This window comes from Methylobacterium sp. PvP105 (genome assembly GCF_017876975.1).
Lineage (GTDB): Bacteria > Pseudomonadota > Alphaproteobacteria > Rhizobiales > Beijerinckiaceae > Methylobacterium > Methylobacterium radiotolerans.
Genome location: NZ_JAGIPA010000001.1, coordinates 3840154 through 3865963, shown reverse-complemented (window position 1 = coordinate 3865963; position 25810 = coordinate 3840154). Strand labels below are relative to the sequence as shown.

The window sequence follows — 25810 nt, the reverse complement described above, 5'->3', positions numbered from 1 at the left end:
CGCACTACAAACGTCCCCCGAGAATGTCCGTCCAGGACGCCGGGCCGTCGCAAGGGAAGGAAGTCGTATGAGCCGCCGCGTCGAGGCATGTCTGACTGGGGTCGCCCTCGGTGCGTGGTTCGCCCTGTGCGGGCCGGCCGCGGCCTTCACCGCCTATGTCACCAACGAGAAGGGCAACTCGGTCAGCGTCATCGACACCGCCACGATGGCCGTGACGGCGACGTGGAAGGTCGGGCGGCGCCCGCGCGGCGTGACCGTCTCCAAGGACGGCAAGGAGCTGTTCGTCTGCGCGAGCGACGACGACCGGATCGACGTGCTCGACACGAGCACCGGCAAGGTGGTGCGCTCGCTGCGGTCCGGGCCGGATCCGGAGCAGTTCATCCTCGACGCCTCCGGAAACCCGCTCTACGTGGCCAACGAGGACGACAGCCAGGTCACGATCATCGACATCGAGAAGAACAAGGTGCTCGCCGAGGTGCCGGTGGGCGTCGAGCCGGAGGGGATGGGCCTGTCGCCGGACGGGAAGATCCTCGTCAACACCTCCGAGACGACCAACATGGCCCACTTCATCGACACCAAGACCTTCCAGGTCATCGACAACGTGCTGGTCGACGCCCGGCCGCGCTTCGCCGAGTTCACCGCCGACGGCAAGTACCTGTGGGTCTCGGCGGAGGTCGGCGGCACGGTGAGCGTGATCGACGTCGCCCAGCGCCGCGTGATCAAGAAGATCACCTTCAAGATCCCGAGCGTGAACGACGAGGCGATCCAGCCGGTGGGGATCCGGATCACCAAGGACGGTACCAAGGCCTTCGTGGCGCTCGGGCCGGCGAACCGCGTCGCCGTGATCGACGCCAAGACCTACGCGGTCGAGAAGTACCTGCCGGTCGGCCAGCGCGTCTGGCAGCTGGCCTTCACGCCGGACCAGAAGCAGCTGTTCACCACGAACGGCACCTCCAACGACGTCTCGGTGATCGACGTGGCCGCCGAGAAGGTGGTGAAGAGCATCCCGGTCGGGCTCCTGCCCTGGGGCGTGGCGATCTCGCCGAACTGATCCGCGCGACCTCCGGGCGCCAAGCGAGGACGGCCGCGCGCGAAGCGGCCCTAGGGTGGAACACGACATGACGCGCATGTTTCGAACGGCGGCCCTCGGCCTGGCAGGGCTGCTCGCCGCGGCACCGGCCAGTGCCCTCGACCTGACCAAGAAGCGGGAGAACCTGCCCGACCTCGTCCTGGGCGACGATCAGGGCAACGACTTCGTGGTCGAGAACAAGGACATCACGCTGGAATCCGGCAAGGCCTATCGCCTGCGGATCGTCGCCAAGGGGCGCCAGGAATACAAGTTCTACGCGCCGGAGTTCTTCCGCTACATCTGGTTCAACCAGATCGTGATCGAGCACAAGGAGATCCACGGCGGCGGGCCGCCCGATCACCTGGAGTTCGACGATCCCGGCGAGATCGCCATCGAGTTCGTCGCGATCAAGCCCGGCACCTACACCTGGTCGGTGCACGGCCTGGAGGCCAAAGGCATGACCGGCACGCTGACGGTGAAGTGATGCGCGCCCTCCTGCTCTCCGCCAGCCTGCTCGCCGCCGGTCCGGCCCTCGCGGCCGACGATGCCTCCTCCTGCGCCGAGGGCATCACGATGATCCGCGACGCGCTCGCCCTGAACCCGCCCGAGACGGCGGTGCCGAAGCTCAAGAAGGCCCTGCGGGTCGCGGAGCGGGAGCAGAAGGAGGGCGAGTTCGACGAGTGCCTCGACGCCGTGACCGACGCCCGGAAGGTCCTGGGCCGATGAGCGCGTCCGAGTCGGCGGCCCTCCTGATCGAGCATGTCGGCCACCGGTTCGGCGCCCGCGCCGCGCTGGACGACGTCTCGATCACGGTGGAGCGCGGGCACTTCGCCGCGCTGCTGGGGCCGAACGGCGCCGGCAAGACGACGCTGTTCTCGGTCATCACCCGGCTCTACAACAACCAGACCGGACGGGTCTCGATCTTCGGCCACGCCCTCGATCGCGAGCCGTCCCGGGCGTTGGCGCGGCTCGGCGTCGTGTTCCAGGCCCGGACGCTCGACACCGACCTCACCGTGGAGCAGAATCTCCTCTACCACGCGAGCCTGCACGGCATCGCCCGCGGCGCCGCCAAGGGGCGCGTCGGCGCGCTGCTCGACCGCGTCGGTCTGGCGGACAGGCGCCACGACAAGGTGCGCACGCTCTCGGGCGGCCAGTCGCGCCGGATCGAGATCGCCCGCTCGCTGATCCACCGCCCCGACCTGCTGCTCCTCGACGAGCCCACCGTCGGCCTCGACCTCGAGTCGCGGGCCGACATCGTGGCGATCGTCCGCGCCCTGGTGCGCGAGGAGGGATTGTCGGTGCTCTGGGCGACCCACATCTTCGAGGAGATCGCGGACGACGACGACGCCGTGGTGCTGCACCGGGGCCGGATCGTCGCCCGGGGCCGGGCCGGCGGGATCGGCCGGCCGGGCGAGGCGCTCGCCGACGCGTTCCGGCGCCTGGTCGCCGAGCCGGGGAGGGCGGCGGCATGACCAATCCGACATCCTACGCCACCCGGATCGGCGCGGCCCCGCCACGCGGTCAGGCGGAGCGGATCGGGCGCCTCGACGCGGTCGGCTACCTGATCTGCCTCGGCGGCATCGTCCGCCGCGAGCTGCTGCGCTTCTTCCATCAGAAGGAGCGGTTCTTCTCGGCGCTGGTCCGGCCGCTGGTCTGGCTGTTCATCTTCGCGGCGGGCTTCCGCAACACGCTCGGCGTGTCCATCGAGCCGCCCTACCAGACCTACGTGCTCTACGAGGTCTACGTGGTGCCGGGCCTCGCCGTGATGATCCAGCTGTTCAACGGCATGCAATCGTCGCTGTCCATGGTCTACGACCGCGAGGTCGGCTCGATGAAGGTGCTGCTCACCTCGCCCTATCCGCGGTGGCTTCTCCTGCTCGCCAAGCTGATCGCCGGCGTCGCCGTCTCGATCGTGCAGGCCTACGCCTTCCTGGCCGTGGCGTTCTTCTGGGAGAGCGACATCCCCTGGCTCGGCTACCTGACGGCCCTGCCGGCCTTCCTGGCCACCGGCCTCATGCTCGGAGCGATCGGGCTGTTCCTCTCCTCGCTGGTCCGCCAGCTCGAGAACTTCGCCAGCGTGATGAACTTCGTGATCTTCCCGATGTTCTTCGCCTCGTCGGCCCTCTACCCACTGTGGCGGATCCGGGAATCCTCCGAGACGCTGTACTGGATCTGCCAGCTGAACCCGTTCAGCCACGCGGTCCAGCTCGTCCGCTACGCGCTCTACGTCCAGTTCGAGCCGGTCGCCTGCGCCGTGGTGGTGGGCGTGGGGCTCGCCTTCTTCGGCATGGCGGTGGTCGCCTACGACCCCGGCCGTGGCATCATGGCCCGGCGCGGCGGCCCGGCCGGCGACAACACCTGATGGAGTCCGCCCAATGAACGTCCTCCTGACCCGCATCCTCGGCCCGGCGCTGGGGCTGGCGCTCCTCGCCGGTCCCGCCCTGGCCCAGCCGAAGCCGGATCCGGACTGGCCCTGCGTCCAGCGCAAGGTCGCGACCCTGAGCCCCGGCCAGTTCTGGACCGGCCCCGACGTGGAGGCGGCCGGCGACTGGGGCAGCGACAACGACGCCGCCGCCCTGGCGCAGAAGATCGCGTCCCGCCGCACGGACCTCTCGCAGGTCGGACCGCTCCTCGACACGTTCGCGCAGAAATTCGGCTCCGACAAGGACGCGAAGGACAAGGCCCTGACGCGCGTCTACGCGGGCGTGTTCGAGGTGCTGAACGGCGAGCGCAACAAGGTGGTCGGCGGCATCGCCCGCTACGCGCAGGGCCAGCGCCGGATGGCCGAGCGGATCCGCGACGAGGCCGATAAGATCAGCCAGGTCAAGGACGCGCCGAGCGCCTCTGACGCGACCGAGCTCCCGAAGGACCAGTCCGAGCTGGAGACGAAGTTCGCCTGGGATCGCCGGATCTTCCAGGAGCGGAGCCAGTCGCTGACCTATGTCTGCGAGGTTCCGCAGCTGCTCGAACAGCGGCTCGGTGAGATCGCGCGCCTGATTCAGGCTCGCCTGTGACCTGCGCCGGCCGTCATTGCCAAATTATCCCGGTCGGGTTGCCAAAACATCCCTAAGTGGCTGAAATCTTTACCGAAACTGTTGCTGTTTAACCACGTGACGCCGCGTTCGGTCGACGCGGGCCGGAAATGAGGCCGAAACGCGTCTCACGTGTTCTTGAACCAATTGTGCGTGATCCCGGCACCCGCCAAGAGAGACCCAAGCTCGGCAGTCACGAGCACGTGTTTGGGTTTGAGGGGGTAGGGGATGTCACTTCGGGCGCTTCGGAGCAGCCTGGTCGCGTCGGCATCGGTTCTCGCCGGGACGGTCCTTCCCGCGGCGGTGCAGGCTCAGCAATCGGTGACGCTCGGCGAGATCAGCGTCGTCTCGACGTCGCCGGTCGGGGCCGGCGGCGGCAGTTCGAGCCAGGCGCAGATCTTCAACGGGCCCGGCCCGGTGCCGCCGGCCGGCTCGGTGGGACCGAGCGCCGGCGTGCGGCTGCGCGGCTCCGAGCAGCCCCTCTACAAGATCCCCAGCACCGTCGAGTCGGTCACGGCGAGCGATCTCACGATCGATCGCGCCAGCGACAACCTGACCACGACGCTGGCCCGGCGCACGCCCGGCATCAACGTCTCCGACTCGCAGGGCAACAACAACCGCGTCGACATCACCTACCGCGGCTTCACGGCCTCGCCCGTGCAGGGCGTGCCGCAGGGTCTCGCCGTCTACCAGAACGGCGTGCGCATCAACGAGGCCTTCGGCGACATCGTCAATTTCGACCTCATCCCCCCGCAGGCGATCCAGCGCATCGACGTCGTCACCGGAAACCCGGTCTTCGGCCTCAACGCCCTCGGCGGCGCGGTCAACATCCAGATGAAGAACGGCTTCACCTGGCAGGGCACCGAGATCTCGGCCTGGGGCGGCTCGGACGCGCGCACCGCCGGCTACCTCGAGTACGGCAAGGTCTCCGGCCCCTGGAGCGTCTACTTCACCGGCGACGGCCTGAACGACCGCGGCTGGCGCTACGAGAGCCCGAGCACGATCGGCCGGCTCTACGGCGACATCGGCTACCGCTCGCAGGATTCGGAGTTCCACCTGATCGGGCTCGCCGCCCGCAGCTTCTACGGTGCGGCCGCCGCCACGCCGGTGGACTTCACCCACCGCGACCCGCGGGCGATCTTCACCTACCCGCAGACCACCACCACCGAGGTAGGCACGCTCCAGCTCACCGGCCGGGTCGACATCTCGCCGACCTGGGACCTCGCCGGCAACGCCTATTTCCGCCGCTTCAGCCAGACCTACGTCGACGGCAACGACGGCAACTTCGAGAACTGCAGCACGCGCTCCAGCTTCCGCGGCAACCTCTGCTTCGAGGATGACGGCTTCAGCCCGGCGGCCGGCCAGTCGCAGACCGCGTTCCGCAACCAGTTCCTGATCCTGGGCCAGCAGAACCAGCGCATCCCGTTCCGGTCCGGCATCCCGTACGGCACGCTGGACACGACCCGGACGGAAGCCACCGGCTTCGGCGGCTCGCTCCAGGCCGCCAACCGCGACCGGATCTTCGGCCTGTCCAACAGCTTCGTGGTCGGTGGCAGCATCGATGCGGCCAACTACGGGTTCAAGTCGTCCAGCACCCTGGGCGTCATCAACCCGAACCTGTCGATCACCACCGATCCGAGCAACCCGTTCTACGGCAACATCCCGGGCCTCGGCACGCCGCAGCTGCGGACCGCGGGCGCGCTCGGCATCGCGCCGAGCTCGGTCAACGGCTCTAATCTCTACATGGGCCTCTACACCCTCGACACGCTCGACGTGACCGACCGGCTGTCGCTGACCGCCGGCGCCCGGCTCAACTTCGCGCGCATCCAGAGCGAGGATCTGACCGGCTTCTCGCCGGACGTGACCGGCACGCACTACTTCAACAAGATCAACCCGGTCGCCGGCCTGACCTACCGGTTCTTCGACGCGCTCAACCTCTACGGCAGCTACTCGGAATCGAACCGCGCCCCGACCCCGCTGGAGCTGGCCTGCGCAAACCCGGACCGGCCGTGCCTGCTGCCGAACTCGCTGGTGGCCGACCCGCCGCTCAAGCAGGTCACCGGGCGGACCTACGAGGTCGGATTCCGCGGCCAGCTGCCGAACACCTATGACGGCGGCATCATCACCTACAAGATCGGCGCCTTCCGCACCGACCTCGCCAACGACATCCTGTCGCTGGCCACCCCCGGCAACACCGCCCGCGCCTACTTCGTCAACGTGCCGTCGACGCAGCGGCAGGGCATCGAGGTCGGCGGCGAGTACACGGCCGATTACCTGCGGGTCTACGCCAACTACGCCCTGGTCGACGCGACCTTCCAGTTCAACGGCACCCTGTCGTCGCCCAACAACCCGCTCGCGGATGACGGCGCGATCCAGGTCCGCAAGGGCAACGTCGTGCCGCTGGTGCCGACCCACCAGATCAAGGCCGGCTTCGACTACTTCGTCACGCCCGACTGGCAGTTCGGCCTCTACCTCCAGGCCTTCTCGTCGTCCTACTTCCGCGGCGACGAGTCGAACCTGAACCGCAAGCTGCCGCCCTACTACGTGCTGAACTTCCAGACCAAGTACCAGGTCACGAAGAACCTCGAGGTGTTCGGCCTCATCACCAACCTGACCAACAACCGCTACGCCACGTTCGGCACCTTCGCCGAGCCGGGCGCGGTGGCCGGCAACCTGCGGATCAGCGATCCGCGGACCACGACCCTGGCGCAGCCCTTCTCGGTCTACGCCGGCATCCGCTACGCCTTCGGCGCCGATCCGGTGCCGATGTCGCCGGAGCCGATCATCCGGAAGTACTGACCCGTCCGCGATGGCGAGGGGCGGGCGCCTCCCGCGGCCTGAGGGCCGCGCGGGGCGCCCGTCGCGTTCCGGGGCTGGCGCATGCGGCCTCCTGTCTCGGGAACGGGCCCGTTCGTCCGGCGTCTCCCCGGTAGCCGCACCGGCGCATCACCGCCCCTCGCGCACGAGGGGCCGGCGCCGGCCGCACCCCGACACCGTGGAGCCTCGTCCCGATGATCATCCGTTTCGCCGTTGCAGCCCTCGCCCTGGCGGCCGCGACGCCTGCCCTGGCGACCCCGTGCTCTGACGAGGTCGATACGCTGCAGCGGCGGCTCGACAGCGCCGGCGCCGCCGCGGTGACCGGGACGACCCCGCCCGGCGGCACGACGTCGTCCAACTCGCCCAAGGCCCTCGACACGCCGCCGGCGCTCACCAAGTCCGACGCCGCCGTGAAGCCCACAGCCTCGGGCGTCGAGGAGGCCAAGAAGCTGGTCGCCCAGGCGCGCCAGCAGGACAAGTCCGGGGACGCCCAGGGCTGCCGCGACACGATCATGAAGGCCAAGGAGAAGGCCGGCGCCCTGCCGTAGCGGCGCGCACGGCCGGCACCGCTCCGGTGCCGGCCCCACCGCTCAGTAGGCGTTCTCGGTCCTGAACAGCGCGAACGGCGTGGTCAGCAGGATCTGCAGGTCGAGCAGTACCGACCAGTTCTCTATGTAATAGAGGTCGTGCTCGACGCGCCGCTGCAGCTTCTCCGAGGTGTCGGTCTCGCCGCGCCAGCCGTTGACCTGAGCCCAGCCGGTGATGCCGGGCTTGACCTTGTGGCGGGCGAAGTAGCCGTCGACCACCTGATCGTACAGGGTGTTGGCGGCTTTCGCCTGGAGCGCGTGCGGTCGCGGGCCGACCAGCGACAGGTCGCCCTTGAGCACGTTGAACAGCTGCGGCAGCTCGTCGAGCGAGGTCTTCCGGATGAACCGGCCGACCGGTGTCACGCGCGGGTCGCCCCGGGTCACCATCCGGGCCGCGCCGGCGTCGCACTGATCCACGTACATCGAGCGGAACTTGTAGACCTCGATCAGCTCGTTGTTGAAGCCGTGGCGCTTCTGCCGGAACAGCACGGGCCCGCGCGACGTGAGCTTCACCGCGAGGGCGATCGCCAGCATGAGCGGCGACAGCGCCAGCAGCATCATCAGGCCGACGCAGCGGTCGAACAGCGCCTTCACCACGACGTCCCAATCGGCGATCGGACGGTCGAACACGTCCAGCACCGGGACCGAGCCGAGATACGAGTAGCTGCGCGGGCGCAGGCGCAGCTTGGCGGCGTGCGCCGAGAGCCGGATGTCGATCGGCAGGACCCAGAGCTTGGCGAGCATCTGGAGGATCCGCGCCTCCGCGGTGATCGGGATCGTGAACACGATCAGGTCGAGCCGGGCGTGCCGCGCGTAGGCGACGAGGTCGTCGACGTTGCCGAGCTTCGGGTGCCCCGCCACCACGTCGGAGGACCGGTCGGCGTTGCGGTCGTCGAACACGCCGACGATGCGGATGCCGCTCTCGCTCTGCGTCTCCAGGGCGGCGATCAGGTCCTCGGCGGGCTGGCCGCCGCCCACGATCGCGGTGCGCCGGTCGAACCGTCCGGCCCGGGTCTGGGCGTCGATGATGCGGAAGAGCACGAAGCGCCCGAGCAGCAGCGCCGCGAGGCCGGTGCCGAAGAAGGTCGCGAGCCAGAGCCGCGAGTAATGGTCGGCCACCTTAGCCAGCACGAGTCCGGCGGCGACCATCAGGAAGGTCATCGACCACGCCGCGATCAGCCGGATGGCGGTCTTGAAGAAGCTCCGGAAGGCGGCGACCCGGTAGCCGCCCGACGCCTGGATCAGCGTCACGGTGATCACCGCGATCATGCCGATCGCGCCCGCGTAGGTCAGCCCGAACGGGACGCGCCCGCGGAGCATCAGCAGGTGCAGCAACGCGCCCAGGCCGAAGATCAGCGTGCATTCCAGGGCGCGCACCAGCCCGGCCACAACGACGGGTGAGATCGCCGTCGGCTCCGGCGCGGCGGTCTCGGCGAGCGGCGCGCCGCCGGCGGCCGGGACCGAGGACGCCTCCATCGGGACGGCGGCCTCCAGGAGATCGCGGATGTCGAACGCGCTCATCGATCGGCTCCCCCCGAGCCTTGCGGTCGCTGCCTCGAAGGAAGCTTGGCACGGGGCGTTGTGGGAACATTTAAGAGCGAGGGTGCCGCCGCCTTTTCCACCGCGGCGCACAGGCCCCGATCCTCTTCCGGCAGGTCTCGCCGTCAGGCGGTCCGGGCTCCGGCGATCGCCCGCGGCGCGGGATCGCGGCGCTCCGCGCGGGCCTCGAAGGCCGCAGCGTAGCCGGAGACAACCTCGCTGCCCATGCGGTCCAGGGAGAAGCGCTGCCGGATCGAGGCGCTCAGGCCCTGGGTCCGCGCGGCCAGGGCCTCCGGCGCGGCGTCGAGAACGCGACGGATCCCCTCGGCGAGCGCCGCCGGGTCCCGCGACGGGACGAGGTCGCGGGCGGCCGCGCCGAAGATTTCCGGAATTCCGCCGACCCGGGTGGCGACCAGCGGCTGCGCCGCCGCGGCGGCCTCCAGCACGACGTAGGGCAGCGACTCCGCGAGCGATGGGACGACGAGGATCCGGCCGCGGGCCAGCACGGAGCGGATCGCCTGCGGCGGCTCGAACGCCACCGCGTCGGCGAGGCCGAGGCGGGCCACGGATTCCCGCAGGATCTCGGCGTCCGGCCCGGATCCGACCAGGAGCAGGCGCAGCGCCCGACCCTCGGCCCGCAGCCGGACCAGCGCCTCGAGCAGGTAGGGCAGCCCCTTGGCCTCCCGCAGCTCACCGACATAGAGCAGGTCGAAGGGCTCGGCGACGCGGTCGAGCGGCGCGAACTCGGCCTCGGCGATGCCGTTGTGCACGATCCGCGTCACCCGCTCGGGACCGCCGACGAAGCTCCGGTGGCGGCCCGCGACGTACTCGCTCTCGAACAGGAACGCGTCCGTGCGGCGGGCGAGCACCGCCTCGGCCCCCATGTAGAGGCGGTGCAGTGGGCTGCCCGGCCGGTAATTGTAGCTGCCCCCGTGCGGCGTGTAGGCCCGGATCGCCGGACCCGCCGCGGCGAGCCGGGCATAGGCGCCGCCCTTGGCCCCGTGTCCGTGCAGCACGTCCGCGCCGACCTCCGCGGCGCGCTGGGCGACGGCGCGCAGACAGGACCAGTCCGACGGGTGCGGATTCCGGCGCATCGGCAGCCGGACGAGGCCGAGATCCAGGCAGGGCATCAGGTCCGCCAGGGCGCCCGCGGCGCGGTCACCGCCGGTGCTGGAGTCGCAGACGAGGCCGACATGGTGTCCCGCGGCCGCCTGGAGGCGGGCGAGATCCATCACGTGCCGGAACAATCCGCCCACGGGCGCCCGGAACACGTGCAGGATCCGGTAACGGTGAGCGAGGCCAGAGTCGTTCGTCTTCGGGACCACGGTCCAGCTCCCGGGAATATCAGTCCCCGAGTTGTGGTGCACCCGCGGTCGCGGGAAACTTAAAGCAGGTCGCCCGCGCTCGACCTTTTCAGCGGAACGGTAACCGGAGTTTTACGCGCGACGTCGCAATCGATTGCGACGCTAGGTCATCGGCGAGCCGTTCAGGCTGGCCCAGATCGTCCCGTAATGGCAGGCCGTGGCGGCGAGGACGAAGCCGTGCCAGATCGCGTTCTGGAAGGGCAGGGTCCGCCAGACGTGGAACACGACGCCGATCGAGTAGAGCGCCCCGCCGATGCCGAGCAGCCACAGGGCCGTGGGCTGAAGCGCCGCGATCACCGACTCGTAGGCGAACAGCCCGCTCCAGCCGAGCATCAGGTAGAGCCCGATCGACAGGCGGTCGAACCGGCCCGGCAGGAAGAGCTTCACCGCGATCCCGATCAGCGCCACCAGCCAGATCATCGCCAAGAGGGCGTAGGCCCGCGGCCCCGATCCCACGAGGGCGACCAGCGGCGTGTAGGTCCCGGCGATCATCAGGTAGATCAGGGCGTGGTCGGCGCGGCGCAGGAGCCATTTGCGCGGGCTGACCGGATAGAGATTGTAGAGGGCTGAGACGCCGAGCATCAGGACGAGGGCCGTGGCGTAGACGACCACCGCCGCCCGCTCGCCGAGCCCGAGATGCGCCGTGACCGCGGTCGCCACCAGGGCCACAGCACCGGCGAAGCCGAGCAGCACGCCGAGACCGTGGATCACGCCATCCGCCATGATCTCCCGCGGCGTGTAGTGCCAGGTCAGGGAGAGCGGTCGACCATCCTCCGCGAGAGACATCTTGAAGCCTCCTGCAACGCGTGCAGCTTAAAGCTTGAGAAGTCTTGGTCGTTCCATGTGCAGATTGCTGATGGGGAGTTATCCCAAGGTTCCACTGAAAGCGGTAAAAGTCTCGTGCGGCGCAGCGAGACCGCTGCACCGCACGAAAGCCTAGATCCGGCCTCCGGCCAGACCCTCGAACCCCAGCGGCGGCTCGGCGGCGGCGGGCTCGACCAGGCCGAACCCGCGGCTGAGCCGGGCATGGACGGTGGCCATCGTCAGCACCGCCATGGCGAGCACCTGATGCGCGAGCGCCGCCCAGAGGGGGACGGCGAGGAGAAGCGTCGCGATCCCCAGCGCCATCTGGGCGAGGACGAGGATCACGACGCCCGCGGCCCGCCCGGCCGCGCTCTTCGGGCCGGTGAGCCGGGCATCGACGGCGTGCAGAACCGCCACGACGAACACGAGGTAGGCCGTCACCCGATGGTCGAACTGAACGAGGGCGTGGTTGTCCACGAAGTTCTCGATCCACGGCCGGATCGCGAAGAGGCTGTCCAGCGGCGGGACGAGCTGGCCGTCCATGGTCGGCCAGGTGTTGTAGACGAGGCCGGCATGCGAGCCGGCGACGAGGCCGCCGAGGAAGATCTGCACCAGGACCAGGATCGGCAGCAGCAGGGCGGTAGCCCGCAGCCGTGCCGGGGCCGGCGCAAGGACGCCGCGGCGCTCGCCCGCGGCCAGCCAGACCAGGCCGGCCAGGATGAGGCTCGCGGTGGTGAGGTGCAGGGCGAGCTTGAGCGGCGCCACGGCCGTCATGCCGGGCTGAAGGCCCGAGGCGACCATGATCCAACCGATGGCGCCCTGGAGGCCGCCGAGCAGGCCGAGGCCGAGCAGGCCGAGACCGAGCCGCCGGCTGATGCGGCCCTGCCACCAGAACAGGATCAGCGGCAGGAAGAACACGAGGCCGATCACGCGGCCGAGCAGGCGATGGCCCCATTCCCAGCCGTACAGCACCTTGAACGCCGACAATCCCATCCCCTGGTTGAGGATGTTGTATTGCGGCGTGTCCCTGTACTTGGCGAACTCGGCCGCCCAGTCGGCCTCGGTGAGCGGCGGGATCGCGCCCGTGACGGGGCGCCACTCGGTGATCGACAGGCCGGACCCGGTCAGCCGCGTCGCGCCGCCGACCGCCACCATGGCGACCACCAGGGCCGCGACCACGTAGAGCCAGGTCCGCACCGCCCCCGACCGCCGGTCGCCCGCGCCACTCATGTCCATGCACGTCCCTTCCGCGGATGCCAGGATGCGCCCGCCTGACCCGGGTTAGGGGATGTCCGAACGACCAGCAACGGCGCCGGCGCCGCAGCCCGCGTCAGCGGGCGCGTTGCCAACCGGATCCCGGAGCGGTAGCCGTCGCCTGTCCGCGCCCGCAGCGCCGGCCGCCAGGCCAGCGGCCCAGTCCGAAGGCGCGGCCCAGGAAGTCAACCATGCGCCGCCGCACCCGGACCCTGATCGGCACCCTCGCCATCCTGGTCTTCGTCTGCCTGTACGGCCCCCTGGCGATGACCCTGGCCGATAGCCGCATCTCCGAGACGCCGGCGGCGGTGCAGGCGGTGATCTACTCGATTCTCGGCATCGCGTGGATCTTCCCGCTGATGCCGCTGATCCGGTGGATGGAGCGGCCCGATCGCTGAGTCCAACCCTCGATTTTGCCGCACTCGGGGATCACAAGCCTGCCGTCCCCGCTCGAGACCCCTCCGTGCACCGCCCGACTCTCTGCCTCAAGCCGCTGGCTGCCCTCGTCGTGCTGCTCGCGCCCGTTCCGGCCCTGGCGCAGGGGACACCGCGCTCCATCGGCGAATGCGAGCGCCTCAAGAACGACCTCGCCTACAACCAGTGTCTCGCCATGTTCGGCCCAGCGGCCAAGAACGTCGCCGGCGGCTACGCCTCGGCCGACACGACGGTCGCCGCGGCGGCCACGCCCGCGGCCGCCATGGCCGAGCCGATCCCGCAGGTGGACGAGGCGGTCGAGGCCAGCACCGGCCGCCGGCGGCGCTACCGGTCCGTGCGCGGCCGGCAATACGCCTCGTTCTCGACCGGCTACCGCCACCGGCGTCGGCGCTAGGGCCGGCTCGCGCCGGTCGCGGCCCTAGCGGGCATCCGGCGCTTCGAGCGCCGCGAGGACCTGCGCGCCCGGCACCGAGCCGTCTCCGGGCCAGACGCCCCAATCGGCGACCTGATCCAGGGCGTCGGCGAGGCGACGCTTGTAGACGTGCCGCGGCACCTCCTCGGCGCCGAACTGCGTCAGGTGTTCGGTGACGAACTGAGTATCGGCGAGCCGGTAGCCCCCGGCGCGCAGGCGGGCCATCAGGTGGACGAGGGCGACCTTCGAGGCGTCGCGGACCTCGTGGAACATGCTCTCGCCGAAGAAGGCGGCCCCCAGCGAGACGCCGTAGAGGCCGCCGACGAGCCGGCCGTCGGCGCCCGCGTAGACCTCGACCGTGTGGACGTGGCCGATGTCGAACAGGGCACCGTAGAGTTCGCGGATCCGCCCGTTGATCCAGGTGCGCTCGCTGTCCCGGCGGGGCGCGGCGCAGCCGTCGATCACGCCGTCGAAATCGGTGTCGCAGCGGACCACGAACTGGTCGGACCGCACCGTCCGGGCGAGGCGCCGGGGAACGCGGAACGCGTCGAGGGGGAGAACGCCGCGCGCCTTGGGCTCGACCCAGTAGAGCGTGGGGTCGTCGGCATCCTCCGCCATCGGGAAGATGCCCGCCGCGTAGGCCTTCAGCAGGATCTCGGGGGTGATGTCCACGCGGGCGGTGTCGTGCATGCCGTGAATGTCGCGCGCGGCCGGCGCGAAGACCAGATCCCGCGCGCGCCGCTCTCGCCGCAGCCCCGCCCGGTTCCGGTCAGGCTTTCATGCCGCCGTCTTCCAGGAAATGCTCCAGCCAGTGGATGTCGTAAAGGCCGTTCTGCACGTCCGGGTTACGGACCAGGGTCCGGAACAGCGGCAGCGTCGTGTCGATCCCGTCAATGACGAACTCGTCCAGGGCCCGGCGCAGACGCATGAGGCACTCGTTGCGGGTCCGGCCGTGGACGATCAGCTTGCCGATGAGCGAATCGTAGTTCGGCGGGATGCGGTAGCCCTGGAACGCCGCCGAATCGACCCGGACGCCGAGGCCGCCGGGCGTGTGGTAGTGGGTGATCTCGCCGGGCGAGGGCCGGAAGGTCTCCGGGTGCTCGGCGTTGATCCGGCACTCGATGGCGTGGCCCTCGACCTTGATGTCCGCCTGGCTCACCGAGAGCGGGCCGCCCGAGGCGACCTGGATCTGCTCGATGACGAGGTCGATCCCGGTGATCATCTCGGTGACCGGATGCTCGACCTGGATACGGGTATTCATCTCGATGAAGTAGAACCGCCCGTCCTCGTAGAGGAACTCGATCGTGCCGGCGCCCAGATAGCCGAGCTCCTTCATCGCGTTGGCGCAGATGCCGCCGATCTCGGCGCGCATCGACTCGTTGAGCGCCGGCGAGCCGCCTTCCTCCCAGACCTTCTGGTGGCGGCGCTGGAGGGAGCAGTCGCGCTCGGCGAGGTGCACGGCACCGCCGCGGCCGTCGCCGAGCACTTGGACCTCGATGTGGCGCGGCTTCTCCAGGTACTTCTCGAGATAGACCGCGTCGTCCCCGAAGGCGGCCTTCGCCTCGGACTTGGCCATGCCGATCGCCTGCTCCAGCTCGGCCTCGGAACGCGCCACCTTCATGCCGCGGCCGCCGCCGCCCGCCGCCGCCTTGACGAGGACGGGGTAGCCGATCTCGGCGGCCACGCGCTTGGCGGTGTCGGCGTCCTCGACCCCGCCCTCGGAGCCCGGCACGCAGGGGATGCCGAGCTTCAGCGCCGTGCGCTTCGCCTCGATCTTGTCGCCCATGGTGCGGATGTGCTGCGCCTTGGGGCCGATGAAGCCGATCTGGTGGTGGGCCAGCACCTCGGCGAAGCGGGCATTTTCCGACAGGAAGCCGTAGCCGGGATGCACGGCATCGGCCCCGGTGATCTCACAGGCCGCGATGATCGACGGGATGTTGAGGTAGCTGTCGCGGGCGGCCGGCGGCCCGATGCAGACGCTCTCGTCGGCGAGGCGCACGTGCATGGCGTCGGCGTCGGCTGTGGAGTGGACCGCCACGGTGGCGATCCCGAGCTCCTTCGCCGCCCGCAGGATGCGCAGGGCGATCTCGCCGCGGTTCGCGATCAGGATCTTGTCGAACATCGGACCCGTTAGGGCGTCCTGGCGATCCCGGACCGCGCAGGATGCTCTATCCTCTCGTGTTGCGGCGTCGTCCGGGACTGGGCGGCGAGCGCCCGGCGGACGTCCTAGGTGATGACGAGCAGGGCCTCGCCGAACTCGACCGGCTGACCGTCCTCGACGAAGATGGCGCTGATCGTGCCGGCGCGGGGGGCCACGATCTCGTTGAAGGTCTTCATCGCCTCGATCAGCAGCAGCTTGTCGCCGACCTCGACCTTCGAGCCGACGTCCACGAACGCCTTGGCGTCGGGCGAGGGCCGGAGATAGGCGGTCCCGACCATCGGCGAGGGCACGGTGCCGGGCTGCGCGCGGGCCGGCTCGGCCGGGGCGAGGGGGGACGAGGCGGCGGGCGCCGCCGGCGGCGCGGCGACGGCCGCGAGCGGGGCCGGCGCCGCGACCTGCACGCTCACGGGTTCGAGCCGCCGCGCGACGCGGATGCGCAGGTCGCCCTTCTCGACCTCGATCTCGGAGAGGCCGGTCTCGGTGACGAGGTTGGCGAGCTCGCGCACGAGCTCGGGATCGATGGCGTCGTTCTTTGGCATCCGGCCTACTTCGTCTCGCGGCACATCGGTGCGTCCATCCGGGCTCGGCCCTGGACCCCCACCGCGGCCCTGCGGCTGGCGGCTCTTAGACGAAGGCGCCCCGGCGCGACAAGGCTGCGCGGAACGCCTTCGGGGTCCCTCGGTCCGTTCCGTCAGCTCAGCAGGAGGCGTGGCCGCACTGGCGCACGTCGGCGATGGTCTTGCGCATCGGCTCGACGCCGACGGCACCCGGGATCACCTCGTCGCCGATGATGAAGGCGGGCGTGCCCGAGAGGCCCAGGCGGTCGCCCAGGCCGCGGTTCTCGCTGAGCGCGGCCTTCACCTCGGGGGAGGCCATGTCCTTCTGCAGCTTGGCGGTGTCCACGCCCATGTCCTTGGCGACCTGGATCGCCCGGGCGCCGTTCACGCGGCCCTTGGTCTCCAGCAGCTTCTGGTGGAACTCGAACAGCTTGTCGCCCTTGAGCTGCTGGCGCACCGCGACGGCGACCTGGCTGGCCTCCAGCGATTCCGGGCCGAGCACCGGGAAGTCCTTGATGACGACCCGCAGCTTCGGGTCGGACTTGATCAGCGCCTGGACGTCGCCCAGCGCCTTGCGGCAGTAGCCGCAATTGTAGTCGAAGAATTCGACCAGCGTGACGTCGCCCGTCGGGTTGCCGGCGACGACGTCGTGGGGCCCGTTGATGAGGGCCTCGCGCGATTCCTTGAGGGCGGCGGCCTGGGCGAGGCGCTGCGTCTCGGCCTGCTGCTTCTCGGCCTCGGCGAGGGCCTCCTGAAGCACCTCGGGATGCTTGATCAGGTAGTCCTTGACGATCGCCTCGATGCCGGCGCGCTGCGCGTCCGTGAACGGCGCGGCGGGGGGCGTCGCGGTCTGAGCGAGAGCGGGGACGGCGACGAGGCCGAGCGCCAGGACCAGCGCGGGCAGGGGGCGGATGAAGGGCATAGATCCTCGCTTGCGCGGCGGGGCGGCCCGCGCGTGGCGCGAGCGGTAGGGGCTGGGTTAGGCGTTTTCGCGGCGTCCGGTCAAATCCCGCGGTGGCCGCGGCGCGCGGTGCGGCAGCGCTCGCCGCGGCCACCGCTCCGCCTGCCGAGCCGAGGGGCCGCCTCCGCGGATCGACGGCCCCGCCGTCGCGGGGGCGCGCGGCCGAACCCGGCTCCGGCTTGAGGCAGGGGCCGCGAGCGTCTAACCCCCGCGGCGCCAGCTTCGTCCGGCGCAGAGCAGACCCCATGATCCCGATCTCCCGGCGCGCCGCCGCCGTCCAGCCGTTCCTCGCGATGGATGTCATGGCGGCCGCCGCCGCCAAGGCGCGGGCGGGCAGCGACGTGGTGCGGATGGAGGTCGGCCAGCCGTCGGCGCCGGCGCCCCGAGCCGTGATCGCGGCCGCACAGGCTGCGCTCGCCAGCGGCCGCGTCCCCTACACCGAGGCCCTGGGCCTGCCGTCCCTGCGGGCCCGCATCGCCCGGGACTACGCGGAGCGGCACGGCGTCGCGGTGAGCCCGGAGCGGGTGGTGATCACCACCGGATCCTCGGCGGGCTTTGTGCTCGCCTTCATGAGCCTGTTCGATTCCGGCGCCCGGGTCGCCGTCCCTCAGCCGGGCTATCCGGCCTATCGCAGCATCCTGGCCGCCCTCGACCTCGTGCCGGCGCCGATGGTGCTGCGCGCCGAGGACCGCTTCGCGCCGACCGCGGCTTTGCTGCGCGAGACCCACGCCCGCGCGCCGGTCGCCGGGGCGCTGGTGATGAGCCCGGCCAACCCGTCCGGCACGGTGATCACGGAGGGCGCCCTGCAGGATCTCTGCGCGGCGGCGCGCGGCCTCGGCCTGCCGCTGATCTCCGACGAGATCTATCACGGCCTCAGCTACGGCGAGCCCACCGTCACGGCGCTGCGCTTCGACCCCGACGCCGTCGTGATCAACTCGTTCTCGAAGTACCACTGCATGACCGGCTGGCGCGTCGGCTGGATGGTCGTGCCGGAGGCGCTGGTCCGCCCGATCGAGCGGCTGGCGCAGAACCTCTACATCTCGGCGCCCTACCTGTCGCAGGTCGGCGCGCTGGCGGCCTTCGACGCGACGGACGAGCTGGACGCCGTTCGCGACGGCTACGCGCGCAACCGCGCGATCCTGCTGGACGCCCTGCCGGGCCTCGGCCTCGGCCGCGTGCACCCGGCAGACGGCGCCTTCTACCTCTACGCAGACGTCTCGAACCTCACCAACGACGCCGCGGATTTCTGCCGGCGCATGCTCGACGAGGCGCACGTCGCGTCGACGCCCGGCCTCGACTTCGACCCGGACGTGGGCAACCACCACGTCCGCTTCTCCTTCGCGGGCTCGGAGGCCGAGTGCCGCGAGGCGGTGGCGCGGCTGAAGGCGTGGCTGCGCTGACCGGTCAGGCCGCCGGCACGAGCGCGCCGACCGCCTCGACCAGCTCCGAGAAGTGCTCGATCACCCGGTCGGGGCCGAGTTCGGCGACCGGCCGGTCGGTGTAACCGAAGGTGACCGCCACCACCGGGATGCCGGCGGCCTTGGCGGTGTCGATGTCGGTCCGGGAATCGCCCACCATGACGGCGCGGGCCGGGTCACCGGCGGCGCGGGCGATGGTGCCCGTCAGGTGGCGGGGATCGGGCTTGGCTTGCGGGAAGGTGTCCCGGCCGCAGATCGCCGCGAAGCGGTGGCCGATCCCGAGGAGGCGCAGCAGCTCGACCGACTGTCCCTCGTACTTGTTGGTGCAGACCGCGAGCCGGAAGCCGGCCGCCTCGAGGGCGTCGAGCGCCTCGACGACGCCCGGGAAGAGGTGGGACGTGTCGGCGAGATGCGCGCCGTAATGGGCGATGAAGGCGTCGAAGAGCCGGTCGTGGTCCTCCGGCGACAGCGGCCGCCCCTCGGCCTCGAAGCCGCGCCGGATCAGCGCCCGGGCACCGGCGCCGATCAGCCCGCGCGCCTGCGAGAGGGGCAGTTCGGCCAGCCCCTCGCGCTTCATCAGCACGTTCAGGGTGCCGATCAGGTCGCCCGCGGTCTCCGCGAGGGTCCCGTCCAGGTCGAACACGGCGATCGGGGGTTTGCGCGTCGGTTCGGTGGACATGCGGGACAGGCTCCGGGCTCGGCTGGATCTCGAACGGCGTCGCTATCGGGGTGGGGGAACCGGGGCAAGCCAGCCTTCGGTGTGCGGCGGGGCGCGGATCGTCTCACCGAGCGCCCCAGACTCGCCCGAAAGCGCGGACAAACGCAGCGCGTACCAGCCCCGGGACCCGCGATGAAACCCTCCCTGCCCTTCCTGCTGCCGCTCCTGGCCGCCTGCGCCGCGCTGCAAGCCCTGCCGGCGGCCGCGACCTCCTTCGAGTTCGTTCCCGCCCCGCAGACCGACCTGAACCGGATGTACCGGGTCGACAAGGTGACCGGCGAGGTGACCTCCTGCCAGTACGGGCTCCAGGAATCGGCGGGCGGCATCGGCCAGACGGTGTGCTTCGGGCCGGGGGAGGGCGCCGGGCCGCAGACCCCGTCGGAATACGGGCTGGTCGCGAGCCGGCACACCCGCGAGGCCGGCGTCTTCCGCGTGAACTACCGGACCGGCGAGATGAGCATCTGCTTCGTGCTGGTGAAGAAGGAGCAGGTCGTCTGCACCCAGCAGGGCAAGCCCGGCGCCGAGGGCGCGTCCGACACCCCGCTCACCGGTCCGGCCCCCGGTCGCGCCGGCGCCAGCGCCACCCCGACACAGGGCGGCCGCCCGTGACGCGGACGTGCGGGCGCGGGCGTTCCGGTCGGCCCGGTCCCGTGCTACGGGCCGCCCGACGCTCACGGAAAGACCGGCTGCCCATGACCCGCGCTCCCTCGCTCACCCTCGCCGACCGGGCGGTGTCCCGGTGAGCGGGCCGGACCTGCGGCGGGCCGCGGCCGCCCGCGCCCTCGACCTCGTCGAGCCGGGCATGCGGCTCGGCCTCGGCACGGGCTCCACGGCGGCGGCCTTCGTGGCGCTCCTCGGCGAGCGCGTCCGTGCCGGCCTCGACATCGTCGGCGTACCGACCTCCGAGGCCACGCGCGCGCAGGCCGAGAGCCTGGGCATCCGCCTCGCAACCCTGGACGAGCAGCCCGAGCTCGACCTGACCATCGACGGCGCCGACGAGGTCGACGACCGGCTCCGCCTGATCAAGGGCGGCGGCGCGGCGCTCCTGCGCGAGAAGATCGTCGCCTGCGCGAGCCGCCGCATGGTGGTGATCGCCGACGCGGCCAAGCACGTGGCGCGGCTCGGCGCCTTCCCGCTCCCGGTCGAGGTCAATCCCTTCGGCCTCAAGGCCACGCACCGCGCCGTCGAGGCGGCGGTCGCGGGGGCCGGCTGCTCCGGTGACGTCCGGCTGCGCGCCCAGGCCGATGGCAAGCCCCTGGTCACGGACGGGGGCCATTACATCCTCGACGCGCGCCTCGGTGCGATTCCCGATCCGGAGGCCCTCGGCGCCGCCCTCTGGGCCGTGCCGGGCGTCGTCGAGCACGGCCTGTTCCTCGGCATCGCCGACGCCGCGATCCTGGCGGCGGCGCGGGACGGGCAGGCCGAGGTCACCGTTCTCGGCAGCCTCACCTGAGGCGCCGCCCTCCATCGCCGGCCATCCTCGCAAGAAAGTCCAGCATGTCCCGTCGACCCACCGCCGTGCCAGGCCTCCTCAGCCTCGCGCTCGGCCTCGCGCTCCTGGCGCTCCCCCACGCGGCGGCCGCGCAGCCGCAGAAGGCCGCGCAGGCCAAGCCGGCGGCGCAGCCGGCCGCCGGCACCCCCGCGGCCAACAGCCCGGCCGCGGCCACCTACACGCCGGCCCACCTCGCGCTGGCCCGCGAGGTGATGCTCAGCTCCGGCATCGCCCGGTCGTTCGACTCGGTGCTGCCCGCCTTCGCCGACCAGATCCGGAAGCAGACGGTCACCCGCCCCGAGCTCTCCAAGGACCTCGAGGAGGTCCTGGCCTCGCTGCAGCCGGAGATGGAGCTGCAGAAGCAGCGCATGATCGACATCGCGGCGCGCACCTACGCGTCGAAGTTCTCCGAAGCCGAGCTGAAGGAGATCGCGACCTTCTTCCGCTCGCCCGCCGGCAAGCACTACGTGGAGGCGCAGCCGCAGCTCCTCGACGAGATGGTGCAGGAGATGCAGGACTGGACGCAGGACGTCTCGGAATACGTCATGGTCCGCGTCCGCGCCGAGATGGGCAAGCGCGGGCACCAGATGCAGTGAGGGCGGCCGCTTCTGCGGGCGGATCGCCGTGAGAGACCGTCCGTGAACGCGGCCGGCCGCATGTACGCGGCGGGCGGCGCGCTGCTCGCGGCCACGCCGCTCGCCATGGTGCTCGCCAACCGGTCGAGCCCGCTGGTCGTCGGCCTGGCGGCGCTCGCCTTCCTGGCCGGACGCTGGGCGGAGGACGCGTCCGCCCTGCGCGGCGCGCTGCTGTCCCCGCTGCGGACGCCGCTCGCCGGCGCGGCGCTCGCCTTCCTGGCCTGGGCGCTGGTCTCCCTGGCCTGGAGCCCGTTCCCGGTCGTCTCCCTGCGGGTGCTGGGCGAGTTCCTCCCGACGCTGCTCGCCGCCTACCTGCTGGCCTGCCTGGCGCCCGGGCGGATCCCGGCCTTCGCGCCGCGGCTCGGCGCGATCGCGATCGGGCTGTCGGGACTCCTGATCGCGGCGGATCTCGCCGCCGATCTCGTCCTGGAGCGGGCGCTCGGGCGCCGGGTCGCCGCCTTCGTGCACAACCGGCCGGCCCTGACCCTCGACCTCGTGGCCGGCCCGCTGGCACTCGTGCTCTGGAAGGGCCGCGCCCGCGGGCTCGCCGCCGCGACGCTCGCCTTCGCGGGCCTCGGCGTGCTCCGCTCGATCAGCGGCGCCGCCCAGCTCGGCCTCCTGGCGGGTGCCGCGACGGCCACCCTGGCGCGGCTCCTGCCCCCGCGGGTCGGCCTGGGACTCGCCGGCCTCGGTCTCGGTCTCGCCGTGGCGCTCGCTCCGGTCGAGGGCGACCTCCTCGCCCGCGCCATGCCGGAAGCCGCCCACGAGCGCCTCGTCCAGTCCTCGTCCCGGGCCCGGGTCGCGATCGCGCGCAGCTTCGGGGCCGCGGTGGCGGCCGATCCCTGGCGCGGCGCGGGCGTCGGCACGAGCGCGCACTTCGCCGAGACGCCGGTCGCCCGAACGGTGCCGCCGGAGATGCGCGTCCTCCTCGGGGTCGGGCACCCGCACAACAGCTTCCTGCAGGTCTGGGCCGAGCTCGGCCTGCCCGGCGCGATCCTCGCGGCCCTGACGCTGCTGCTGCTGCTCGCGCGGATCGCGCCGCTGCCGCGGCCGGACCGCGCCGCGGCCCTCGGCCTCCTGGCCTGCGCGGCGGCGATCGCCTTCGTCGAGCACAACGGCTGGGCGGCGTGGTGGACGGCGGGGCTCGGCGCTGCCATCACCTGGATGCGCGCGGCCTCTCCGGCCGGCGCGCGCGAGAGATCCGAGCGGGACGGTCCGGCATGAGCGCGTTCGACGTCGACCTCTTCGTCATCGGCGGCGGGTCCGGTGGTGTCCGCGCGGCGCGGATCGCGGCCGGGTACGGCGCGCGGGTGATGCTGGCCGAGGAGTACCGGGTGGGCGGCACCTGCGTGATCCGCGGCTGCGTGCCGAAGAAGCTGATGGTCTATGCCGGCCGCTTCGCCGACGAGTTCGAGGACGCCGCGGGCTTCGGCTGGACCGTGGAGAAGCCCCGCTTCGACTGGGGCACCCTCAAGACGCGGTGCGACGCGGAGGTGACCCGGCTCGAGGGCATCTACGACGCCAACCTGATCCGCGCCGGCGTCGAGATCGTGCCCGAGCGGGCGGTGATCGAGGATCCCCACACGGTCCGCCTCGTGGCGTCCGGCCGCACGGTCCGCGCCGAGCGGATCCTGGTGGCGGTCGGCGCGCATCCCGTGAAGGAGCCGGCGGTGCCGGGGATCGACCTGGCGATCACCTCGAACGAGGTGTTCGAGCTGGAGAGCCTGCCGGAGCGGATCCTGGTGATCGGCGGCGGCTACATCGCGGTGGAATTCGCCGGCGTCTTCGCGGCGCTCGGCAGCCGCACGACGCTGCTGCACCGGGGCGACAGGCTGCTGCGCGGGTTCGACGACGAGATCCGCGACGCCCTGGCCGAGGCCTACGGCCAGCGAATGGACCTGCGGCTCGGTCGCACGCTGCGGCGCGTCGAGCGCCGGGACGGCGGGCTGTGCGCGCAGCTCGACGACGGCAGCGACATCCTGGTGGATCAGGTGCTCGTCGCGACGGGCCGGCGGCCGAACGTCGAGGGCCTCGGCCTCGACCGCGTCGGCATCGCGACCGACGCCGCCGGCGCGATCCCGGTTGACGCCTTCTCGCAGACCCGAGTTCCCTCGATCTACGCGGTGGGCGATGTGACCAACCGCGCCAACCTCACGCCGGTGGCGATCCGCGAGGGCCACGCCTTCGCCGACACGGTCTACGGCGGCAAGCCCGCCTGCGTCGATCATCGCCTGATCCCGACCGCGGTGTTCTCGACCCCCGAGATCGGCGTCGTCGGCCACAACGAGGCGGCCGCCCGCGAGATCTACGGCAAGATCGACGTCTACAAGGCGCGCTTCCGCCCGATGAAGGCGACCCTGTCCGGCCGCGAGGAGCGGATCCTCATGAAGGTGCTGGTCGACTGCGCCAGCGACCGGGTGGTGGGCGTCCACATCTTCGGCCACGACGCCGGAGAAGTCATCCAGGCGGTGGGGATCGCCGTGACCATGGGCGCCACGAAGGCGGATTTCGACCGGACCATCGCGGTCCATCCGACCGCCGCCGAGGAGCTCGTGACCATGCGGGTCCCGGAAGTCACCAAGCACCCGGTCGGCGTCGGCTGAGACCTCCGCGCGGCCGGGGCCTCGACGCGGTGCGCGACCGAGCCATATCAGGGGCATGGGCAAGCAGGGCACCGGCAAGGGACGACGCGAGGACGACGCGCACGCGCGGCGGCAGGCGGTCATCGACGGCCTGCTGGAGGACGCCCTGCGGCCGGCCTTCCACCGGCCGCCGAGCCACGAGGCGCTCTCGCCGGACATCCGGCAGGCGATCGACCGTCTCCTCGCCAAGGCGGAGGCGCAGCGCAGCCGCAACCTGACCTACGACGACCTGGAGGAGGCCTTGCCGCCCCGGGACGTCTCGGCCGAGGACCTGGAGGCGATCTTCTGGATCCTGGCCGAGCACGGGATCGAGGTCGAGGACGGCGAGGCCTGACGCGAGACCCGACTCCGGGACGCGCCTGCCCCCCTCTCGCGGCACTCGCATGTCCGCGGGAACCTCTCTATAAGCCGCGCTTCGCGCGTAGGGCGCGATCGCACGAAGGGGTGCGCGGAGAGAGGTCATGGGCGAGCGTTGGACACCGAAGAGCTGGAGGCATCTGCCGATCGAGCAGGTCCCGGCCTATCCGGACGCCGCCGCCCTGGGTGCCGTCGAGTCGCAGATCGCGAGCTTTCCGCCGCTCGTTTTCGCCGGTGAGGCCCGCAAGCTGAAGGCCGCGCTCGCGCGCGTCGCCGCGGGCCAGGCCTTCCTGCTCCAGGGCGGCGACTGCGCGGAGAGCTTCGACGAGCACTCCGCCGACAACATCCGCGACTTCTTCCGGGTGTTCCTGCAGATGGCGATGGTGCTGACCTTCGCGGGCGGCTCGCCGGTGGTGAAGGTCGGGCGCATCGCCGGGCAGTTCGCCAAGCCGCGCTCGTCGCCCACCGAGACTCTCGACGGCGTGAGCCTGCCGAGCTACCGCGGCGACATCGTCAACGGCATCGGCTTCTCGGAGGAGGCGCGGGTCCCGGATCCCCGCCGGCAGCTCGAGGCCTACCGCCAGTCGGCCGCGACGCTGAACCTGCTGCGCGCCTTCGCCACCGGCGGTTACGCGAACCTCGAGAACGCGCATCGCTGGATGCTGGGGTTCGTGAAGGATTCGCCGCAATCCTCGCGCTACCAGGACGTGGCCGGCCGCATGACCGACGCCCTCGACTTCATGCGGGCGATCGGTATCAACCCGGAGACGCATCCGGAAGTGCGGACCACCGACTTCTACACCAGCCACGAGGCCCTGCTGCTCGGCTACGAGGAGGCGCTGACCCGCGTCGATTCGACGACCGGCGACTGGTACGCCACCTCCGGCCACATGCTGTGGATCGGCGACCGGACCCGGCAGCCGGACCACGCCCACGTCGAGTACGCCCGCGGCATCAAGAACCCGATCGGCCTGAAGTGCGGCCCGTCCATGAAGGCGGAGGGCCTGATCCGGCTCATCGACCTGCTCAACCCGGAGAACGAGCCGGGGCGCCTCAGCCTGATCTGCCGCTTCGGCGCCGACAAGGTCGGCGACCACCTGCCGGCGCTGATCCGGGCGGTCGAGCGGGAAGGCCGCTCGGTCGTGTGGATCTGCGATCCGATGCACGGCAACACGATCCCGGCCGGCCGCTACAAGACCCGGCCGTTCGAGCGGGTCATGCAGGAGATCGAGGGCTTCTTCGGCGTCCACCGGGCCGAGGGTACCTTCGCGGGCGGCATCCACCTGGAGATGACCGGCAAGGACGTGACCGAGTGCACGGGCGGCGCCCGGGCCCTGACCGCCGACGACCTGCAGGACCGCTACCACACCTACTGCGACCCGCGCCTCAACGCGGAGCAGGCGCTGGAGGTGGCGTTCCGCACGGCCGAGCTGGTGAAGGCCGAGCGCAGCCACGTGGAGCGCCCGCGCCTCGACGCCGCCGAGTAGGGCGGATCACCGGACCGCGCGTCCGGCCGGCCATCGGCGCGCGCTGCCCTTAGCGGGGCGGCGCGCGCC

At 71.3% G+C, this 25810-nt stretch carries 27 protein-coding genes; 18 read left to right on the top strand and 9 right to left on the bottom strand.

The genetic code is table 11. The features are described from left to right. The first annotated feature begins 67 nt into the window (after positions 1–67). The 8 genes from J3A75_RS19090 (at position 68) to J3A75_RS19055 (ending at position 7466) form a co-directional block, all read left to right on the top strand. On the top strand, positions 68–1051 hold the full coding sequence (locus J3A75_RS19090) for a YVTN family beta-propeller repeat protein (protein ID WP_012319673.1): 984 nt from the start codon (positions 68–70) through the stop codon (positions 1049–1051). Positions 1052–1118: 67 nt separating this feature from the next. Continuing rightward, the gene (locus tag J3A75_RS19085; protein ID WP_012319672.1) at positions 1119–1553 is read left to right on the top strand and encodes a hypothetical protein; all 435 of its coding nucleotides are present in this window, start codon (positions 1119–1121) and stop codon (positions 1551–1553) included. After that, positions 1553–1795 (top strand): hypothetical protein, encoded by a 243-nt coding sequence (locus J3A75_RS19080; RefSeq protein ID WP_012319671.1) that lies wholly within the window; start codon positions 1553–1555, stop codon positions 1793–1795. The genes J3A75_RS19085 and J3A75_RS19080 overlap by 1 nt, the downstream gene beginning before the upstream one ends. Beyond that, entirely contained in the window at positions 1792–2541 is a 750-nt protein-coding gene (locus J3A75_RS19075) for an ABC transporter ATP-binding protein (RefSeq protein ID WP_012319670.1), read from the top strand. Before J3A75_RS19080 ends, J3A75_RS19075 begins: the two co-directional genes overlap by 4 nt. Then, positions 2538–3431 carry an ABC transporter permease gene (locus J3A75_RS19070; RefSeq protein ID WP_012319669.1) on the top strand — a complete coding sequence of 298 codons (894 nt, stop codon included), beginning with the start codon at positions 2538–2540 and terminating at the stop codon, positions 3429–3431. The genes J3A75_RS19075 and J3A75_RS19070 overlap by 4 nt, the downstream gene beginning before the upstream one ends. Before the next feature lie 13 nt (positions 3432–3444). Continuing rightward, a complete protein-coding gene (locus tag J3A75_RS19065; protein ID WP_070999672.1) occupies positions 3445–4083 on the top strand; it encodes a hypothetical protein in 639 nt (212 codons plus the stop codon). A gap of 246 nt (positions 4084–4329) precedes the next feature. After that, the gene (locus J3A75_RS19060; protein WP_070999670.1) at positions 4330–6900 is read left to right on the top strand and encodes a TonB-dependent receptor; all 2571 of its coding nucleotides are present in this window, start codon (positions 4330–4332) and stop codon (positions 6898–6900) included. Between the two features lie 212 nt (positions 6901–7112). Continuing rightward, positions 7113–7466: a hypothetical protein gene (locus J3A75_RS19055; RefSeq protein WP_012319666.1), complete on the top strand. Its 354-nt coding sequence runs from the start codon at positions 7113–7115 to the stop codon at positions 7464–7466. A gap of 42 nt (positions 7467–7508) precedes the next feature. On the opposite strand, the gene J3A75_RS19050 is transcribed toward J3A75_RS19055, so the two are convergent. The 4 genes from J3A75_RS19050 to J3A75_RS19035 all read right to left on the bottom strand — a co-directional run bounded on the left by J3A75_RS19050 (position 7509) and on the right by J3A75_RS19035 (position 12472). Beyond that, a complete protein-coding gene (locus J3A75_RS19050; protein ID WP_070999668.1) occupies positions 7509–9026 on the bottom strand; it encodes an undecaprenyl-phosphate glucose phosphotransferase in 1518 nt (505 codons plus the stop codon). Positions 9027–9169: 143 nt separating this feature from the next. Then, complete coding sequence (locus J3A75_RS19045) at positions 9170–10369, bottom strand: glycosyltransferase family 4 protein (RefSeq protein ID WP_058606789.1); 1200 nt, start codon at positions 10367–10369, stop codon at positions 9170–9172. A gap of 141 nt (positions 10370–10510) precedes the next feature. Continuing rightward, on the bottom strand, positions 10511–11194 hold the full coding sequence (gene trhA / locus J3A75_RS19040; RefSeq protein ID WP_012319663.1) for a PAQR family membrane homeostasis protein TrhA: 684 nt from the start codon (positions 11192–11194) through the stop codon (positions 10511–10513). A gap of 150 nt (positions 11195–11344) precedes the next feature. Continuing rightward, positions 11345–12472 carry a COX15/CtaA family protein gene (locus J3A75_RS19035; protein WP_373866304.1) on the bottom strand — a complete coding sequence of 376 codons (1128 nt, stop codon included), beginning with the start codon at positions 12470–12472 and terminating at the stop codon, positions 11345–11347. A gap of 185 nt (positions 12473–12657) precedes the next feature. Here J3A75_RS19035 and J3A75_RS19030 point away from each other — a divergent pair, with 185 nt between their 5' ends. Beyond that, a complete protein-coding gene (locus J3A75_RS19030) occupies positions 12658–12864 on the top strand; it encodes a DUF2842 domain-containing protein (RefSeq protein ID WP_012319661.1) in 207 nt (68 codons plus the stop codon). Positions 12865–12929: 65 nt separating this feature from the next. Next, positions 12930–13295 carry a hypothetical protein gene (locus J3A75_RS19025; RefSeq protein WP_012319660.1) on the top strand — a complete coding sequence of 122 codons (366 nt, stop codon included), beginning with the start codon at positions 12930–12932 and terminating at the stop codon, positions 13293–13295. 24 nt (positions 13296–13319) lie between these two features. On the opposite strand, the gene aat is transcribed toward J3A75_RS19025, so the two are convergent. From aat to J3A75_RS19005, 4 genes are all read right to left on the bottom strand, one after another. Then, the gene (gene aat / locus J3A75_RS19020; protein ID WP_012319659.1) at positions 13320–14003 is read right to left on the bottom strand and encodes a leucyl/phenylalanyl-tRNA--protein transferase; all 684 of its coding nucleotides are present in this window, start codon (positions 14001–14003) and stop codon (positions 13320–13322) included. Positions 14004–14082: 79 nt separating this feature from the next. Beyond that, the gene (gene accC, locus J3A75_RS19015; RefSeq protein ID WP_012319658.1) at positions 14083–15435 is read right to left on the bottom strand and encodes an acetyl-CoA carboxylase biotin carboxylase subunit; all 1353 of its coding nucleotides are present in this window, start codon (positions 15433–15435) and stop codon (positions 14083–14085) included. Between the two features lie 104 nt (positions 15436–15539). Continuing rightward, positions 15540–16013, bottom strand: coding sequence for an acetyl-CoA carboxylase biotin carboxyl carrier protein (accB, locus tag J3A75_RS19010; RefSeq protein WP_058606788.1), 474 nt, complete (start codon positions 16011–16013; stop codon positions 15540–15542). Positions 16014–16170: 157 nt separating this feature from the next. Beyond that, the gene (locus J3A75_RS19005) at positions 16171–16953 is read right to left on the bottom strand and encodes a DsbA family protein (RefSeq protein WP_012319656.1); all 783 of its coding nucleotides are present in this window, start codon (positions 16951–16953) and stop codon (positions 16171–16173) included. 284 nt (positions 16954–17237) lie between these two features. Here J3A75_RS19005 and J3A75_RS19000 point away from each other — a divergent pair, with 284 nt between their 5' ends. Continuing rightward, the gene (locus tag J3A75_RS19000; protein ID WP_053622121.1) at positions 17238–18392 is read left to right on the top strand and encodes a pyridoxal phosphate-dependent aminotransferase; all 1155 of its coding nucleotides are present in this window, start codon (positions 17238–17240) and stop codon (positions 18390–18392) included. A 4-nt stretch (positions 18393–18396) separates the two neighbouring features. Here J3A75_RS19000 and gph read toward each other — a convergent pair whose 3' ends face one another. Beyond that, positions 18397–19089, bottom strand: coding sequence for a phosphoglycolate phosphatase (gene gph, locus J3A75_RS18995; protein WP_012319654.1), 693 nt, complete (start codon positions 19087–19089; stop codon positions 18397–18399). Positions 19090–19260: 171 nt separating this feature from the next. On the opposite strand from gph, the gene J3A75_RS18990 reads away from it, so the two are divergent. The 7 genes from J3A75_RS18990 to J3A75_RS18960 all read left to right on the top strand — a co-directional run bounded on the left by J3A75_RS18990 (position 19261) and on the right by J3A75_RS18960 (position 25741). Then, positions 19261–19737, top strand: coding sequence for a hypothetical protein (locus J3A75_RS18990; RefSeq protein ID WP_070999666.1), 477 nt, complete (start codon positions 19261–19263; stop codon positions 19735–19737). Between the two features lie 130 nt (positions 19738–19867). Beyond that, complete coding sequence (gene rpiA / locus J3A75_RS18985) at positions 19868–20581, top strand: ribose-5-phosphate isomerase RpiA (RefSeq protein WP_012319652.1); 714 nt, start codon at positions 19868–19870, stop codon at positions 20579–20581. A gap of 44 nt (positions 20582–20625) precedes the next feature. Then, positions 20626–21216 carry a DUF2059 domain-containing protein gene (locus J3A75_RS18980; RefSeq protein WP_012319651.1) on the top strand — a complete coding sequence of 197 codons (591 nt, stop codon included), beginning with the start codon at positions 20626–20628 and terminating at the stop codon, positions 21214–21216. A 60-nt stretch (positions 21217–21276) separates the two neighbouring features. Next, a complete protein-coding gene (locus J3A75_RS18975) occupies positions 21277–22479 on the top strand; it encodes an O-antigen ligase family protein (protein ID WP_071000691.1) in 1203 nt (400 codons plus the stop codon). Further along, complete coding sequence (gene gor, locus J3A75_RS18970; protein WP_209650679.1) at positions 22476–23858, top strand: glutathione-disulfide reductase; 1383 nt, start codon at positions 22476–22478, stop codon at positions 23856–23858. Before J3A75_RS18975 ends, gor begins: the two co-directional genes overlap by 4 nt. Positions 23859–23913: 55 nt before the next feature. After that, positions 23914–24231: an RNA polymerase sigma factor region1.1 domain-containing protein gene (locus J3A75_RS18965; RefSeq protein WP_012319648.1), complete on the top strand. Its 318-nt coding sequence runs from the start codon at positions 23914–23916 to the stop codon at positions 24229–24231. Between the two features lie 127 nt (positions 24232–24358). Beyond that, positions 24359–25741 carry a class II 3-deoxy-7-phosphoheptulonate synthase gene (locus J3A75_RS18960; RefSeq protein WP_012319647.1) on the top strand — a complete coding sequence of 461 codons (1383 nt, stop codon included), beginning with the start codon at positions 24359–24361 and terminating at the stop codon, positions 25739–25741. The last annotated feature ends 69 nt before the right edge of the window (positions 25742–25810 follow it).

Excerpts from the sequence above, each read along its gene's own strand:
- J3A75_RS19090 (WP_012319673.1), top strand. The coding sequence starts at position 68 with ATGAGCCGCCGCGTCGAGGCATGTCTGACTGGGGTCGCCCTCGGTGCG.
- J3A75_RS19085 (WP_012319672.1), top strand. The coding sequence starts at position 1,119 with ATGACGCGCATGTTTCGAACGGCGGCCCTCGGCCTGGCAGGGCTGCTC.
- J3A75_RS19080 (WP_012319671.1), top strand. The coding sequence starts at position 1,553 with ATGCGCGCCCTCCTGCTCTCCGCCAGCCTGCTCGCCGCCGGTCCGGCC.
- J3A75_RS19075 (WP_012319670.1), top strand. The coding sequence starts at position 1,792 with ATGAGCGCGTCCGAGTCGGCGGCCCTCCTGATCGAGCATGTCGGCCAC.
- J3A75_RS19070 (WP_012319669.1), top strand. The coding sequence starts at position 2,538 with ATGACCAATCCGACATCCTACGCCACCCGGATCGGCGCGGCCCCGCCA.
- J3A75_RS19065 (WP_070999672.1), top strand. The coding sequence starts at position 3,445 with ATGAACGTCCTCCTGACCCGCATCCTCGGCCCGGCGCTGGGGCTGGCG.
- J3A75_RS19060 (WP_070999670.1), top strand. The coding sequence starts at position 4,330 with ATGTCACTTCGGGCGCTTCGGAGCAGCCTGGTCGCGTCGGCATCGGTT.
- J3A75_RS19055 (WP_012319666.1), top strand. The coding sequence starts at position 7,113 with ATGATCATCCGTTTCGCCGTTGCAGCCCTCGCCCTGGCGGCCGCGACG.
- J3A75_RS19050 (WP_070999668.1), bottom strand. The coding sequence starts at position 9,026 with ATGAGCGCGTTCGACATCCGCGATCTCCTGGAGGCCGCCGTCCCGATG.
- trhA (WP_012319663.1), bottom strand. The coding sequence starts at position 11,194 with ATGTCTCTCGCGGAGGATGGTCGACCGCTCTCCCTGACCTGGCACTAC.
- J3A75_RS19030 (WP_012319661.1), top strand. The coding sequence starts at position 12,658 with ATGCGCCGCCGCACCCGGACCCTGATCGGCACCCTCGCCATCCTGGTC.
- aat (WP_012319659.1), bottom strand. The coding sequence starts at position 14,003 with ATGCACGACACCGCCCGCGTGGACATCACCCCCGAGATCCTGCTGAAG.
- accC (WP_012319658.1), bottom strand. The coding sequence starts at position 15,435 with ATGTTCGACAAGATCCTGATCGCGAACCGCGGCGAGATCGCCCTGCGC.
- accB (WP_058606788.1), bottom strand. The coding sequence starts at position 16,013 with ATGCCAAAGAACGACGCCATCGATCCCGAGCTCGTGCGCGAGCTCGCC.
- J3A75_RS19005 (WP_012319656.1), bottom strand. The coding sequence starts at position 16,953 with ATGCCCTTCATCCGCCCCCTGCCCGCGCTGGTCCTGGCGCTCGGCCTC.
- J3A75_RS19000 (WP_053622121.1), top strand. The coding sequence starts at position 17,238 with ATGATCCCGATCTCCCGGCGCGCCGCCGCCGTCCAGCCGTTCCTCGCG.
- gph (WP_012319654.1), bottom strand. The coding sequence starts at position 19,089 with ATGTCCACCGAACCGACGCGCAAACCCCCGATCGCCGTGTTCGACCTG.
- J3A75_RS18990 (WP_070999666.1), top strand. The coding sequence starts at position 19,261 with ATGAAACCCTCCCTGCCCTTCCTGCTGCCGCTCCTGGCCGCCTGCGCC.
- J3A75_RS18980 (WP_012319651.1), top strand. The coding sequence starts at position 20,626 with ATGTCCCGTCGACCCACCGCCGTGCCAGGCCTCCTCAGCCTCGCGCTC.
- J3A75_RS18975 (WP_071000691.1), top strand. The coding sequence starts at position 21,277 with ATGTACGCGGCGGGCGGCGCGCTGCTCGCGGCCACGCCGCTCGCCATG.
- gor (WP_209650679.1), top strand. The coding sequence starts at position 22,476 with ATGAGCGCGTTCGACGTCGACCTCTTCGTCATCGGCGGCGGGTCCGGT.
- J3A75_RS18965 (WP_012319648.1), top strand. The coding sequence starts at position 23,914 with ATGGGCAAGCAGGGCACCGGCAAGGGACGACGCGAGGACGACGCGCAC.
- J3A75_RS18960 (WP_012319647.1), top strand. The coding sequence starts at position 24,359 with ATGGGCGAGCGTTGGACACCGAAGAGCTGGAGGCATCTGCCGATCGAG.